The organism is Paraburkholderia phymatum (assembly GCF_038900715.1).
Classification (GTDB): Bacteria; Pseudomonadota; Gammaproteobacteria; order Burkholderiales; family Burkholderiaceae; genus Paraburkholderia; species Paraburkholderia phymatum_A.
The window spans coordinates 530,592-544,648 of the sequence record NZ_JAYMRZ010000001.1 but is presented as its reverse complement, the minus strand read 5'-3'; the positions used below and the strand labels follow the sequence as shown (position 1 = coordinate 544,648).

At 65.6% G+C, this 14,057-nt stretch carries 11 protein-coding genes; 6 read left to right on the top strand and 5 right to left on the bottom strand.

Translation table 11 applies throughout. The features are described 5' to 3' along the window. The first annotated feature begins 527 nt into the window (after positions 1–527). From VSR68_RS02460 to VSR68_RS02435, 6 genes are all read left to right on the top strand, one after another. Positions 528–3,779, top strand: coding sequence for an Rne/Rng family ribonuclease (locus tag VSR68_RS02460; RefSeq protein WP_342938265.1), 3,252 nt, complete (start codon positions 528–530; stop codon positions 3,777–3,779). Between the two features lie 160 nt (positions 3,780–3,939). Then, positions 3,940–5,052, top strand: coding sequence for a GTP 3',8-cyclase MoaA (gene moaA / locus VSR68_RS02455; RefSeq protein WP_342938264.1), 1,113 nt, complete (start codon positions 3,940–3,942; stop codon positions 5,050–5,052). A 14-nt stretch (positions 5,053–5,066) separates the two neighbouring features. Continuing rightward, positions 5,067–5,681, top strand: coding sequence for a molybdenum cofactor guanylyltransferase MobA (gene mobA, locus VSR68_RS02450; protein ID WP_342938263.1), 615 nt, complete (start codon positions 5,067–5,069; stop codon positions 5,679–5,681). A 72-nt stretch (positions 5,682–5,753) separates the two neighbouring features. Further along, positions 5,754–7,052: a molybdopterin molybdotransferase MoeA gene (moeA, locus tag VSR68_RS02445; protein ID WP_342938262.1), complete on the top strand. Its 1,299-nt coding sequence runs from the start codon at positions 5,754–5,756 to the stop codon at positions 7,050–7,052. A 57-nt stretch (positions 7,053–7,109) separates the two neighbouring features. Then, entirely contained in the window at positions 7,110–7,385 is a 276-nt protein-coding gene (locus tag VSR68_RS02440; protein ID WP_017774653.1) for a hypothetical protein, read from the top strand. Continuing rightward, positions 7,385–7,870, top strand: a complete 486-nt coding sequence (locus tag VSR68_RS02435; protein ID WP_342938261.1) for a GNAT family N-acetyltransferase — start codon at positions 7,385–7,387, stop codon at positions 7,868–7,870. The genes VSR68_RS02440 and VSR68_RS02435 overlap by 1 nt, the downstream gene beginning before the upstream one ends. Before the next feature lie 104 nt (positions 7,871–7,974). On the opposite strand, the gene VSR68_RS02430 is transcribed toward VSR68_RS02435, so the two are convergent. From VSR68_RS02430 to pncB, 5 genes are all read right to left on the bottom strand, one after another. Next, complete coding sequence (locus VSR68_RS02430; RefSeq protein ID WP_342938260.1) at positions 7,975–9,459, bottom strand: DNA recombination protein RmuC; 1,485 nt, start codon at positions 9,457–9,459, stop codon at positions 7,975–7,977. Continuing rightward, positions 9,456–10,445 (bottom strand): D-glycerate dehydrogenase, encoded by a 990-nt coding sequence (locus VSR68_RS02425; RefSeq protein WP_342938259.1) that lies wholly within the window; start codon positions 10,443–10,445, stop codon positions 9,456–9,458. The genes VSR68_RS02430 and VSR68_RS02425 overlap by 4 nt, the downstream gene beginning before the upstream one ends. Before the next feature lie 52 nt (positions 10,446–10,497). Next, positions 10,498–11,898 carry a sodium:proton antiporter gene (locus VSR68_RS02420; RefSeq protein ID WP_342938430.1) on the bottom strand — a complete coding sequence of 467 codons (1,401 nt, stop codon included), beginning with the start codon at positions 11,896–11,898 and terminating at the stop codon, positions 10,498–10,500. 61 nt (positions 11,899–11,959) lie between these two features. Next, the gene (locus VSR68_RS02415) at positions 11,960–12,622 is read right to left on the bottom strand and encodes a lactate utilization protein C (RefSeq protein WP_342938258.1); all 663 of its coding nucleotides are present in this window, start codon (positions 12,620–12,622) and stop codon (positions 11,960–11,962) included. A 213-nt stretch (positions 12,623–12,835) separates the two neighbouring features. Then, a complete protein-coding gene (gene pncB / locus VSR68_RS02410; RefSeq protein ID WP_087733532.1) occupies positions 12,836–14,035 on the bottom strand; it encodes a nicotinate phosphoribosyltransferase in 1,200 nt (399 codons plus the stop codon). Between the last annotated feature and the right edge of the window lie 22 nt (positions 14,036–14,057).

Here is a 14,057-nt window from a genome sequence, read left to right as displayed (position 1 = left end):
AAGAATTTGACTGGCGAGCTTCGGCAGCGGACGGCTTTGATGTCTCTGATGTCCCTTTAGCGCGAAGCGGCCAGTGGCGAAAATACGGCGTGCGCCCGAGGCGTCCCGCAGAAAGTGCGGGACATGGCGACGTCAAAATGAGGCGAGACACCCCCGAGCGGGCGCAGCACGCGTTGTGAGCGAGCTTCCCCGCTGCGGCAAGACCGCAGCCTTCGAACCTGTTGTCCGGACGCGCGCCCAGCTGGCGCGCCGGCGCACGTGGACGAAGGCGTATGCAAGTCGGCTGCCAGGACCCGCGGCGTGTCGGGCCATTATTTGAAGCCGTGTTCGCATGTGCCCTGCGGCAGCGCGTCCAGTTTCCGTCGGACGGCGCCCATTCAAGGCAATTCTCCCGCCATCTTTCCCGCTCCAGCGTGCTTGTGAAAACACAATAAGGCGCGGCATGCCGCTGCCGTTGCCGTCGGCTGGCCGGATTCGATCCCGCGCGCCGTCGGCTCGGACACGCAGAGCCGCTCTGGAGCCGTTCAATGAAACGCATGTTGTTCAATGCGACGCAGCAGGAAGAACTGCGCGTCGCCATCGTCGATGGGCAAAAACTCATCGACATCGACATCGAAACCGCCGGGCGCGAACAGCGCAAAGGCAATATCTACAAGGGGATCGTGACGCGCATCGAGCCGTCGCTCGAAGCCTGCTTCGTCAACTACGGTGAAGACCGCCACGGTTTTCTCCCGTTCAAGGAAGTCGCCCGCCAGTATTTCCGCGAAGGCATCGACATGCGCTCGGCGCGCATTCAGGACGCCCTCAGGGAAGGCCAGGAACTGATCGTTCAGGTTGAGAAAGAAGAACGCGGCAACAAGGGCGCCGCCCTCACCACGTTCATCTCGCTCGCCGGCCGCTACCTCGTGCTGATGCCGAACAATCCGCGCGGCGGCGGCGTATCGCGCCGGATCGAAGGCGACGACCGCCAGGAACTGCGCGAAACGATGGCCCAGCTGCAACTGCCGGAAGGCATGAGCATCATCGCGCGCACGGCGGGCATCGGCCGCAGCGCCGAAGAGCTGCAGTGGGACCTCAACTACCTGATGCAGCTGTGGCGCGCGATCGAAGCCGCATCCCAAAGCGGCACGCAAGGTCAGCCGATGCTGATCTATCTCGAATCGAGCCTCGTCATCCGCGCGATTCGCGACTACTTCCAGCCGGATATCGGCGAAATTCTCATCGACACCACGGAAATCCACGATCAGGCGCGCGCCTTCATGGACATCGTGATGCCGGACAATGTCAACAAGGTGAAGCGGTATCACGACGACGTGCCGCTTTTCTCGCGTTTCCAGATCGAGCACCAGATCGAGACGGCGTACTCGCGCACGGTGCCGCTGCCGTCGGGCGGCGCCATCGTGATCGACCACACGGAAGCGCTCGTCGCGATCGACGTGAACTCGGCGCGCGCCACCAAGGGCGCCGACATCGAGGAAACGGCCACGCGCACGAACCTCGAAGCCGCCGATGAAGTCGCTCGCCAGCTGCGTCTGCGCGACCTGGGCGGCCTGATCGTGATCGACTTCATCGACATGGAGTCGGCCAAAAGCCAGCGCGAAGTCGAGCAGCGTCTGAAGGACGCGCTCAAGCACGACCGCGCGCGCGTCCAGATGGGCAAGATTTCGCGCTTCGGCCTGATGGAGCTGTCGCGCCAGCGTCTGCGCCCGGCGCTGTCGGAAGGCAGCCACGTGACCTGCCCGCGCTGCAACGGCACGGGCCACATCCGCGACACCGAATCGTCCGCGCTGCAAGTGCTGCGGATCATTCAGGAAGAAGCGATGAAGGAAAACACCGCGGCGATCCACTGCCAGGTGCCCGTCGAAGTCACGGCCTTCCTGCTCAACGAAAAGCGCTCGGAAATCAACAAGATCGAGTCGCGCTTCAAGGTCAACGTCGTGCTGGTGCCGAACAAGCATCTCGACACGCCGCATTACAAGCTTGAGCGTCTGCGTCACGACGATGCGCGCCTCGACGATCCGCGCGCCTCGTGGAAGATGGCGGAAGAAGCCGCGCGCGAACTGGAATCGGAAACGGGCTACAGCAAGCGCGCCGAGGACGTGAAGCCGAAGCAGGAAGCGGCTGTGAAGGGCATCACGCCGGAGAAGCCGGCGCCGAGCGCCCCCGTCCGCACGCCGGCTCCCGCAGCCCCTGCACCCGCCGAGATGAAGCCCGCGACGGGCGGCTTCATCGGCTGGCTAAAGGGTCTGTTCGGCATGCAACCGGCCGCCCCTGCACCGGCTCCGGCACCCGTCGAAAAGACGGCGAAGCCGGCGCGCGCCGAACGTACCGAGCGCGGTGAGCGCACAGGCGAGCGCGGCGGCGACCGCAACCGCAACCGTCGCGGCGGCGCAGGCGGCCGCGACTCGGCGCGTGGCGAAGGCGCGGCAACGCAAGGCCGTCAGGGCCAGCCGTCGCAGCGTCGCGAGGAACGCGAACCGCGCGAAGCACGGGAACCGCGTGGCGGCCGCGAGCAGCGCGAGGGCCGTGAAGCACGCGAGACGCGTCCGGAGCGCGTCGAGCGCGGTCAGGAGCGCGCAGAACGCGCAGAAGCAGCCGAAAGCACGGCGCGTGGCGAGCGCCAAGAGCGTCAGGAGCGCGGAGAGCGCCGCGAACGTGGCGAGCGCCCAGAGCGCGGCGAACGCCGCAAGCCGCAGCAGGAAGCCGCTGAAGCGCTGAGCCAGAACGAAGCCCAGGCCGACGTCGCCGCGCAGGCGCAAGCCGGCCTGACGGGCGGCGCCGCCCCCACCGAGGAAGCGCGCGATGGTGAAGAGCGTCGCCGTCGTCGTCGCGGTCGCCGCGGTGGCCGTCGCGAGCGCGAAGAGGAAGGCGTAAACGTGAACACGGCAGCGGATATGGCCGAAGCGGAAGGCGAGGCGGCAGCAGCCGCGTCGACGGAAGCACCTGTTCGCACGCCAGAGCACACGGGCCGTCACGAAGCGCAGCCTCAGGCAACGGCTCCCGCCGGACAGGAACCGGCAGAAACCGCGAAGCCGGTCGAAGTCGTCGTGGCAGCCGTCGCGACGGGTGCAGCCGTGGTCAGCGAACTGCATGCGTCGGCCGAAACGCCGTCGCTCGCCGTCGAAAAGGCAGCGAAGGCAGAAGCCGTCGTGCCCGCCGACGAAACCCCCGCCGCGCCGCAGGCAGAACCGGAAGCGCAAGCAGCCGCGCCCGCCGAGCCCAAGGCCGTCGAGCCGCAGGAAGCTGCGCCCGTGGCCCCTGCCGAGCCGGCGGTCGAAACCCCTGCGCCGGTTGAAACTGCCCCGGCAGCCGAGGCGCCCGCGCCTGCAGCAGCCGAACCCGCCGCAGCCGAACCCGTCGCCGAGCCGGTGGCAGCAACGCCTGTTGCTCCCGTCGCGCCCGCTACGGAAACGGAGCCGGTCGTCGAAGCACCCGTTACAGCTCAGCCGGCAACCGAGCCGGTCGCCGAGCCCGTTGCGCATGCGGCCCAACCCGAGCCGCAGCCGGCAGAAGCCGCACCTGTGACGACGGCCGCCGAATCGCACGGCGCGCGCACGAACGGAACGGCGTCGGCTGGCCTGTCGGGCGAAGGGCTGAAGTCGATGCTGGAGAGCGCCGGCCTCGTCTGGGTCAACACCGACTCCGAGAAGCTGCGCGCCGCCCAGGAAGCCGCCGCGCAAGCCGTCAAGCCGACGCGCGTGCCGCGCGAGCGCAAGCCGCTGCCGCCCGCCGACACGACACCGATGCAGCAGGTCGAAACGGTGAAGCATCCGCAGTAAGCTATCGCTAACCCAGTCTGCGCGGCAACGCCAGGCACCCGAAAAGCCCGCCTCCAAGGCGGGCTTTTTGTTGCCCGTCGTGCCGCCACCGCGCGTTCGCCCTACTGTGACCGATAAGGCCTTCCGCTAGAATGAAGGCTGATATTTCAGAAACGTCATCATGTCCCGACGCATCATTCCCGTTGCCGATGTCAGTGCCGTTCCCAACGTCGCCGGCCCCGCTCGCGTGCCGCGAGGCGAATTGACAGACACGCTGTCGCGCCCGTTGCGCGACCTGCGCATCTCGGTGACGGACCGCTGCAACTTCCGGTGCGTCTACTGCATGCCGCGCGCGGTGTTCAACAAGGACTACCCGTTCCTGCCGCACAGCGCGCTGCTGACGTTCGAGGAAATCGAGCGCATCGCGGCGATTTTCGTCGCGCATGGCGTCGAAAAAATCCGCCTGACGGGTGGCGAGCCGCTGCTGCGCAAGAACCTGGAATTTCTGATCGAACGGCTCGCCCGCATGACGACGGCGGCCGGCAAACCGCTCGATCTCACGCTGACCACCAACGGTTCGCTGCTCGCGCGCAAGGCGCGCAGTCTGAAAGATGCCGGCCTGAATCGTGTGACCGTCAGCCTCGACGCGCTCGACGACGCGTTATTTCGCCGCATGAACGACGCAGATTTCGCGGTGCGCGACGTGCTCGAAGGCATCGACGTCGCGCAATCGGTCGGGCTGACGCCGCTGAAGATCAACATGGTCGTCAAGCGCGGCACGAACGACGGCGAGATCGTGCCGATGGCGCGGCACTTCAAAGACTCTGGCGCCGTGCTGCGGTTCATCGAATACATGGACGTCGGCACTTCGAATGGCTGGAACATGACGGAAGTGCTGCCGTCGGCGGAAGTCGTCGCGCGGATCAGCGAGCACTACCCGCTGATGCCGCTCGAACCGCACAGCGCGGCCGAAACCGCGCAACGCTGGGGCTACGCGGACGGCGTGGGTGAAATCGGCGTGATCTCGAGCGTGACGCGTGCGTTCTGCGGTAGTTGCACGCGCGCGCGGCTCTCGACGGAAGGCAAGGTCTATCTGTGCCTGTTCGCGTCGTCGGGACACGACCTGCGCGCGCTCGTGCGCAACGGCACGAGCGACGAAGGCATCGCGACCGCCATCGCCAACATCTGGCACGCGCGCGGCGACCGCTACTCGCAACTGCGCGGCAGCGCGAGTGCGGCGTCGAGTTCGCCGGCGGAAGAAAGGCGCGTCGAAATGTCGTACATCGGCGGCTGAATCCGCACGCCTTCATGACGGTTTCCAGGGACGACATCACAGGCTTGCTGCTCGCCGGCGGACGCGGCATGCGCATGGGCGGCGCCGACAAGGGCCTGCAGACGCTGCATGGCGAACCGCTCGCGCTGCATGTGCTAAGGCGTCTCGCGCCGCAGACAGGGCCGTTGCTGATCAGCGCGAACCGCCACACGCCGAGCTACGAAGCGCTCGGCGCGCCCTTTCATGCGAAAGTCATCGGCGATACGCTGCCCGATTTTGCCGGCCCGCTTGCCGGCCTGCTCGCGGGCTTGCGCGCGGCGCGCACGCCGTTCGTGTTGTCGGCCCCATGCGATACACCGGGCTTGCCCGACGATCTTGCCGAACGCCTCGCGTCCGCGCTCGACACACAGCACGCCGACATCGCCACCGTCACGACCACGGACGCCCAGGGCAACGCGTCGCTCCATCCCGTGTTCGCGCTGCTGCGCACGTCACTTGCCGACGATCTCGAAGGCTTTCTGCAAGCGGGCGAGCGCAAGGTCCGCACGTGGTACGCGCGCCACAAGGCTCTCGAAGTCGCCTTTCCGGACGAGCGCACGTTTTACAATATCAATTCATTGCAGGAACTTGCCGACCTCGAACGACGTTGAAGGTTTCTGCCGTCATTTGCCGCGATCGCCCGGCCGCCGCCGCACCGCATCCCGTCGCGACGCTCCCCTTTCATGACCACGCTGAACGAAACCTCGAGTTGCGTCGCACAGTACGACGCCCAAGCCTTGCCGGTGTCCGCCGCGCAGGCGATCGTCCGCGAATGGGCCACGCCCGTCACCACCGTTGAACGGGTTCCGCTGCACGACGCGCTGAACCGCGTGCTCGCGCAGGACATCGTGTCGCCCATCGACGTGCCCGCGCACGACAACTCCGCGATGGACGGCTACGCGTTCTCCAGCGCGGCGCTCGGCGGCAAGGCAAGCGAGATTGCGTTGAGCGTCGCGGGCAAGGCGCTGGCGGGTCATCCGTTCACTGGCGAGATCGCCGCCACGCAATGCGTGCGCGTGATGACGGGCGCGACGATGCCTCCCGGCTGCGACACCGTCGTGCCGCAAGAGAACGTCGCGCGCGACGACGCCGATACGATCCGTTTCTCCACACAGTCGTTGAAGGCGGGCGCGAACCGCCGTCTCGCGGGCGAAGACCTGGCGCGCGGCGCAGTCGCGCTGAAGGCGGGCCGCATCGTGCGCGCATCGGACCTCGGGCTGCTAGCGTCGCTCGGCATCGGCGAGGTGCCCGTGCGGCGGCGCCTGCGCGTCGCGTTCTTTTCGACGGGCGACGAGCTGCGCTCGATCGGCCAGCCGCTCGATGCCGGCTGCGTCTACGACAGCAATCGCTACACGCTGTTCGCGATGCTCAAGCGGCTGCATCTCGATCCCATCGATCTCGGCGTGATCCGCGACGAGCCCGCCGCCCTCGAAGATGCGTTGCGCACGGCTGCGGCGAGTGCCGATGTCGTGATAACCTCCGGCGGCGTTTCCGTCGGTGAAGCCGATCTGACCAGGCAGATGCTGCGCGTGCTCGGCGACGTCGCGTTCTGGAGTCTCGCGATGCGCCCCGGCCGGCCGCTCGCGTTCGGCCGCATCTGGTCGGGCGGCAAGCCCGGCGTGGGCGAGCCGGCCATCTTCTTCGGCTTGCCCGGCAATCCCGTCGCGGTGATGGCGACGTTCTACCAGATCGTGCGCGAAGTGCTGCTGCTGATGTCCGGCGCGAGCGCGGCCGCGCCAGCACTGATCCGCGCGGCATGCCGCCAGCAGATCCGCAAGCGGCCGGGCCGCACCGAGTTCCAGCGCGGCGTCGCCGAACGCGACGCGCAAGGAGACTGGCACGTCACGCCGACGGGCTCGCAAGGCTCCGGCGTACTCAGTTCGATGAGCGAAGCAAACTGCTTCATCGTGCTTGCCCACGAACAGGCCGACCTCGATCCGGGCGACGCCGTCGACATCATGCTGTTCGACGGCCTCATCTGAGCAGGTACGGCCGGCATGCTTTTCACGCAATCCAATACGACTACGGGTTTGACTTATATGAAAAAACAGATCTCGTTCATTGCACCGGGGCAAACCGCAAAGGCACTGATCCTCGTGTACCTGACGTTCAGCGTGCCGATCGTTCTGCTCGGCGTGCTGGTTGCGTTCATCCGTTATGGGTCGGTGGAATTGAGCACGGTGTTCAGCGCGCTGCTGCTCAACGCGATTCTGGGCTTCATCCTGCTGTGGATTGCGTGCCACGCATATAACTGGGTGGCGTCGCGTTTCGGCGGCATCGAAATCCACCTGAGCGACGTGCCGGAGGAAGCGTGATGTCGGCGACGATCCGCGCAGCCACGCCCGCCGACGTCGGCGCAATGCTCGCGCTGATGCGCGAACTGGCCGAGTTCGAAAAGCTCACGCATCTGTTCATCGCGACCGACGAAGGCGTGCACGATGCGCTGTTCGGCGCGCGCCCTTCGGCGGAAGCGCTCGTCGCCGAACGTGACGGCAAGATCATTGCCTACGCGCTCTTCTTCCACAACTACTCGACGTTCCTCGGACGCCGCGGGCTGTATCTCGAAGACCTGTACGTGCAGCCCGCCGAGCGAGGCACGGGACTCGGCTCGAAGATGCTGCGTTATCTGGCGGCATTGGCCGTCGAGCGGCAATGCGGCCGGTTCGAATGGTCGGTGCTGGACTGGAATCAGCCCGCCATCGACTTCTATCAGAAGATGGGCGCGACCGTGTTGCCGGACTGGCGCATCGTGCGCGTGACAGGCGATGCGCTCGAACAACTGGCATCGAGCGCGGGCTGATCCTCTCTGCGTCACTGCGAATCAGAAATCGCTATTGAGAAATCGCGAGGCATAACCGATCCGGTAATGCCTCGCCCGCTTTCCCTCCCGTCCCTACCCGTCCGTCAAGACTCGTCGGCATCCACGCCGGATAGCGAGTCCCCGAGCAGTCCCGCCGCCCGCTCTTCGGGCAACGCCTCGACATCGCGCAGCTTGCGGTTCATCTGACGCGTGCGCACTTCCGCGGCCTCGATCGAACGCGTGACCGTTTCGAGTTGCGACTTGGTTTTCGCGAGCACGTCGCCGAACTTGCCGAACTCGGTCTTCACGGCGCCCAGCACCTGCCACACTTCGCTCGAACGCTTCTCGATGGCGAGCGTGCGGAAACCCATCTGCAAGCTGTTCAGCAGCGCAGTCAGCGTGGTCGGCCCCGCGATCGTCACGCGATAGTCGCGCTGCAACAGATCGCTGAGCCCCGGACGGCGCAGGATTTCCGCGTAGAGCCCTTCCGTCGGCAGGAACAGCAGTGCGAAGTCGGTCGTATGCGGCGGCGACACGTACTTCTCCGAAATCGTCTTCGCTTCCGCGCGAATCCGCCCTTCCAGCGCGCGCGACGCCTCTTCGACCGCGACGGGATCAGCACGCTCTTGCGCTTCGATCAGACGCTCATAGTCCTCACGCGGAAACTTCGCATCGATAGGCAGCCACACTGGCGTCGCCGCCGCTTCCGGCGACGGTTGACGACCCGGCAGCTTGATCGCGAACTCGACGCGATCGTTGCTCTTCGGAATCGTCGCGATGTTCTTTGCGTACTGGTCGGACGTCAGGATCTGTTCGAGCAATGCTTCGAGCTGCACTTCGCCCCACGTGCCACGCGTCTTGACGTTCGTCAGAACCTTCTTCAGATCGCCCACGCCCGCCGCCAGCGTCTGCATTTCGCCGAGGCCGCGATGCACCTGTTCGAGACGATCGGACACGAGCTTGAACGATTCGCCGAGCCGCTGCTCGAGCGTCGCGTGCAGCTTTTCGTCGACGGTGCGGCGCATTTCTTCGAGCTTCGTCGCGTTGTTCGTCTCGATGTCCTTCAGACGCTGCTCGATCGTCGTGCGCACTTCCGCGAAGCGCCGGTCGTTCGCTTCCGTGACCTGCGACAGTTGAAGCTGCAACGTTTCGCCGAAACGCCTCAACGTCATGCCCTGCTCATCGCGCGCCTGCTGTGCTTGCAGCTGCAGACTCTGGCGCACGGCGTCGAGCTGTTGCGCGTTGGTCTCGGTGAGCTTGACGAGCTGCTGCGCAAAGCCGTCGATCTTGCCGGCCTGCACCGTCGTCATGCTCGTGAACTGCGAGGCGAGCGTTTGCTGGAACTGTGAAAAGCCGCCGCTCAGTTCGGTGCGCGACACGCGCGCGGTTTCGGAAATCTCGCTGCGCAGTTCGCGTTCGAGCCGCTCGGTCGAGCGCGCCTGCACGGCGGAGGCCGCCTCCAGGCGCTCGCCGAGCTCGGCGAAATGCATGAGCTGATGCGCGCCATTGCTGCCGCGCATCAGCATCACCAGCGCGATCACCAGCGCGACGGCCAGGACGGCGACAGCCGCGATCAACACCATCGTCATGAGCGCGCCTTCCCGATCACGTCAGGGTTGATCGGATTCGGCGGGCGCCCCGCGCGCGGACCCACGCCCAGCGCCGCGATCAGATTGTCGGCGGCGAGGTTGGCCATCGCGCGACGCGTCGCTTCCGTCGCGCTCGCGATATGCGGCGTCAGCACGACATTCGGCACCGTCAGCAACGCCGGATCGACCTTCGGCTCGCCCTCGAACACATCGAGTCCGGCCGCGCCGATCCGCTTCTCGCGCAGCGCAGCGGCGAGCGCCGCGTCGTCGACGATGCCGCCGCGCGCGATGTTCGTGAGCGTCGCGGTCGGCTTCATCAGCGCGAGCTCGGCAGCGCCGATCGTGTGATGGCTTTGCGCCGTGTACGGCAGCACGAGCACGACGTGATCGGCGCGCCGCAGCAGCTCTTCCTTCGATACGTATTGCGCGTTCAGCTCGGCCTCGATCTCGGGCGCGACACGCGAGCGGTTGTGATAGATCACGTTCATGCTGAAGCCGCGCGCTCGACGGGCGAGCGCCTGACCGATGCGCCCCATGCCGATCACGCCGAGCGTCGAACCGTGGATATCCGAGCCGAGAAAGCCGTCATACGACCACTTCTCCCACTTGCCCGCGCGCAGCCAGTGCTCCGATTCCGCGATACGGCGCGCGGTCGCCATCATCAGCGCCCAGCCGAAATCGGCCGTCGATTCGTTGAGCACGTCGGGCGTGTTCGTGCCGAGCACGTTCGCCGCGTTGAACGCCGCCATGTCGAAGTTGTTGTAGCCGACGGCCATGTTCGACACCACGCGCAGTTTCGGCGCCCCGGCGAGCACGGACGCGTCGATGATGTCGCCCGCCGTCAGCGCGCCGTCCTTGTCGGCGATCCGGCGCTTCAGTTCGTCGGCGGACAGCACGTCGCCGTCGTTCCAGTCGACTTCGAAGTGCTGCTTGAGCCGCTCGATCACATCCGGAAAGATGGGACGCGCAACCAGAACCTTTTGCATTGCCATTCTCCGAGTATCAGGCCGCGACGCGCGCATATCGGCGCGCGCGGCGTTAAAAGAATATCCACGACGTCGCGACGAACAACGGTATCAGCACGATGCCCGACCACGCGAGGTACGCGAAAAAGCTGGGCATCCGCACGCCGCGCGATTCGGCGATCGCCTTGACCATGAAGTTGGGCGCGTTGCCGATATAGCTGTTCGCGCCCATGAACACCGCGCCCGCTGAAATGGCCGCGAGCGTCGACGCGCCCGTGGTCATCAGCGTCCGCGCGTCGCCACCCGCGAGATTGAAGAACACGAGGTACGTCGGCGCGTTGTCCAGGAACGACGACAGCAGACCCGTCGCCCAGAAGTACATGTCGTCGCGCGGCTGGCCGGCCGTGTCGTTCACGAGATGCACGATACCGCTGAACGCACCCGCCTCGCCCGCGCGCAACATCATGATGACGGGCGCGATCGTCACGAAGATGCCCGCGAAAAGCTTCCCGACCTCTTCGATGGGCGCCCAGTTGAACGCGTTGCCCTCGCGCGCCGCGCGCGGTGTCACGATCAGCGACAGCACCGTCAGCGCGATCAGCGCCACGTCGCGCACAACATTCTGCAACGCGACGTGCGTGCCCGCCACGTCGAACGCGATGCCGGGCGTCCAGATGCCGCTCATCAGCACGAACGCGATTACGAGCGCAAGCAGCGCGAAGTTGATCTTGCCTTCGATGCCGATGGTCGGCGTGTCGGGCGACGGGTCGACAGGGAGCACTTCTTCGCGCCGCCGGAAATAGTACGAATCGAGCGCGTAGAACACGACCAGCAGCACGGCGCAGACGAATAGCATCGGCAGCGCGAGATGGACCGTCGTCCAGAAGAAACCGACGCCGTTCAGAAAGCCGAGAAACAACGGCGGATCGCCCAGCGGTGACAGCGAGCCGCCCACGTTCGCGACCAGAAAGATGAAGAACACGACGACATGCACGACGTGCTTGCGATTGTCGTTCGCGCGCAGCAGCGGCCGGATCAGCAGCATTGCCGCGCCCGTCGTGCCCATGATGCTGGCGAGCGCCGTGCCGAGCGCGAGCAGCGCCGTATTCAGACGCGGTGTGCCGTGCAGGTTGCCCGTCACGCAGATGCCGCCCGCGACGGTATAGAGCGCCGTCAGCAGCACGATGAACGGCACGTATTCGTCGAGCAACGCATGGATCAACGTGCCGAACGCCGCCGATGACCCGAACGCGAACGCAAACGGCGCGAGGAACGCAAAGGCCCACGCCGCCGAGACCTTGCCGTAGTGGTGATGCCAGAGCGCGGGCGCGGCGAGCGGTAGCACGGCGATCGACAGCAGCATGCCCGCGAACGGCACGCCCCACCAGGCGCAAAGCGATGCGCCATCCACTGTGGCCGCCGATGCCGCAAGCGGATAGCATGACAGCGCGAACGCGAGCGTCAGACCGGCGATCCACGCGGCCTTCGACCGGTTCGTCACCGCTTGCGCGTCGCGGCCATGCGGGTGCGGAACATCAAGCGCCACGCACGACGATCGCATGCACGCGATAAGGACCGTGCGCGCCGAGCACGATGGTTTGTTCGATATCGCCCGTACGCGACGGGCCGGAGACGAAGTTGACCGCGCGCGGCAGCTCGCCGCGCTCGCTGCGGATCAGGTTGAACGCCTCTTCATGACCGGCGACGATGCGCGACGCCGGCACGATTGCAATGTGCGTCTCCGGCAGCAAGCCCGCCGACGCATACGTCTGCGGACCCGACAGCAGCACCAGCGTGCCCGTTTCAGCCGTCGCGCAGAAACAGCCCGTAATGCCGACGCGGTCTTCGTCCTTCGGCTTGCGGAATTCGACTTCGATGCCCGAACCGGTCCACGGCAACGCTTCGAGCGTCTGCCATGCAATGGCCTGGGTCGGAAGATTCAGTTCGGTGAGGTAGCGATGCGCGGCAGCGGGCACGTCGGAGAGCGACTCGACGGTGTCGACGGTGGTCGCCATTTTCTTCGCCTGCTCGATGAAATGCGCGACGAGATCGGCCGGCATCGGCGGACGCGGCCCTTGTGGATGGCTTGCGACATACGCTTGCGCCGTCTCGCGCTCGGACGCGGCCGGCTCGGGCTCACGCCCTTGCGCTGCGCGAATGCGCGCCAGGATGTTGCGACGGGCGGTCGATGTATCCATGAGCCATATCCTCGTGCCGATGATCGTGTCGATCTTGTTGAATGCGCAATCGTGTTGCGCGTGCACTGCGCACATTGACCCGTGAATTATACCGGCCGCCCTGTTCGCGAACACCTGGCCGAACGGCTAATGGCAGCGCTCGAACGAAGCGCCGACAATAGCCTTCATACGCTTGCATGCACCTGGCGGCACAGCCGCGAAAGGGGCCGCGCGTTACTTGCCGACTTCTTCCTCGGCGGGCTGCTCGATGCCGAACACTTGCCGGAGATAGGCGAGATACGCCTTGTCTTCGCACATATTCTTGCCCGGCGAGTCCGACAGTTTCGCCACAGGCTGGCCGTTGCACTTGACCATCTTGATGACGATCTGCAGCGGGTTGTAGCCGAGGTCGTTGGTGAGATTCGTGCCGACGCCGAACGCGAGCTTGCAGCGGCCGCGGAAGCGTTCGTACAGCTGCAGCACCTTCGGGATGTCGAGCGCGTCGGAGAACACGAGCACCTTCGTGCGCGGGTCGCAACGGTTCGCCTCGTAATGGGCGATAAGACGCTCGCCCCAGTCGAACGGGTCGCCGGAATCGTGGCGCGCGCCGTCGAAGAGCTTGCAGAAGTACATGTCGAAATCACGGAGGAATGCCTTCATGCCATACACGTCCGACAACGCGATACCGAGGTCGCCGCGATATTCCTTCGCCCACATCTCGAAGCCGTAGATCTGCGAATCGCGCAGGCGCGGACCGAGCGCCTGGCAGGCCTGCAGGTATTCGTGCGCCATCGTGCCGAGCGGCGTGAGGCCGTGCTTCATCGCGTAGAACACGTTGCTCGTGCCCGCGAACTGCTCGCGCAGGCCGTCCTTGAGCGTGAGGATCACCTCTTCGTGCCAGCGCCCGGAGAAGCGGCGACGCGTGCCGTAATCGGCGATCTTGCAGTCGGCGAACTCGGGGCGCGCGCCGAGCAACTGGATCTTGTCGCGCAGACGCTCGCGTCCTTCGCTGTAATCCGGCTGCTGCTGCGTGTTGCGGAAATACACTTCGTTGACGATCGCGAGCACGGGAATTTCGAAGAGGATCGTATGCAGCCACGGCCCCTTGATGTAGATGTCGATTTCCCCGTTGCCTTTCGGCGAAGGCGTGATCGAAATGTACTTCTCGTTCAGATGAAAGAGCGCGAGAAAGTCGATGAAATCGCTCTTGATGAAGCGCATCTGGCGCAGATAGTCGAGCTCGCCTTCATTGAACCGAAGCTCGCAGAGCTTGCGCACTTCGCGGCGGATTTCGTCGACGTACGGCACGAGGTCGACGTTCGGCGTGCGGCAGCGGAACTTGTATTCGACGTTGGCGGCCGGGAAGAGATGCAGCACCACCTGCATCATCGTGAACTTGTACAGATCGGTATCGAGCAGCGAAGTAATGATCATGATCTTGCAAACCGGGACTGCA

Bases quoted from the DNA above. Each gene is read 5' to 3' on its own strand.
- VSR68_RS02460 (WP_342938265.1), top strand. From the start codon at position 528: ATGAAACGCATGTTGTTCAATGCGACGCAGCAGGAAGAACTGCGCGTC.
- moaA (WP_342938264.1), top strand. From the start codon at position 3,940: ATGTCCCGACGCATCATTCCCGTTGCCGATGTCAGTGCCGTTCCCAAC.
- mobA (WP_342938263.1), top strand. From the start codon at position 5,067: ATGACGGTTTCCAGGGACGACATCACAGGCTTGCTGCTCGCCGGCGGA.
- moeA (WP_342938262.1), top strand. From the start codon at position 5,754: ATGACCACGCTGAACGAAACCTCGAGTTGCGTCGCACAGTACGACGCC.
- VSR68_RS02440 (WP_017774653.1), top strand. From the start codon at position 7,110: ATGAAAAAACAGATCTCGTTCATTGCACCGGGGCAAACCGCAAAGGCA.
- VSR68_RS02435 (WP_342938261.1), top strand. From the start codon at position 7,385: ATGTCGGCGACGATCCGCGCAGCCACGCCCGCCGACGTCGGCGCAATG.
- VSR68_RS02430 (WP_342938260.1), bottom strand. From the start codon at position 9,459: ATGACGATGGTGTTGATCGCGGCTGTCGCCGTCCTGGCCGTCGCGCTG.
- VSR68_RS02425 (WP_342938259.1), bottom strand. From the start codon at position 10,445: ATGCAAAAGGTTCTGGTTGCGCGTCCCATCTTTCCGGATGTGATCGAG.
- VSR68_RS02415 (WP_342938258.1), bottom strand. From the start codon at position 12,622: ATGGATACATCGACCGCCCGTCGCAACATCCTGGCGCGCATTCGCGCA.
- pncB (WP_087733532.1), bottom strand. From the start codon at position 14,035: ATGATCATTACTTCGCTGCTCGATACCGATCTGTACAAGTTCACGATG.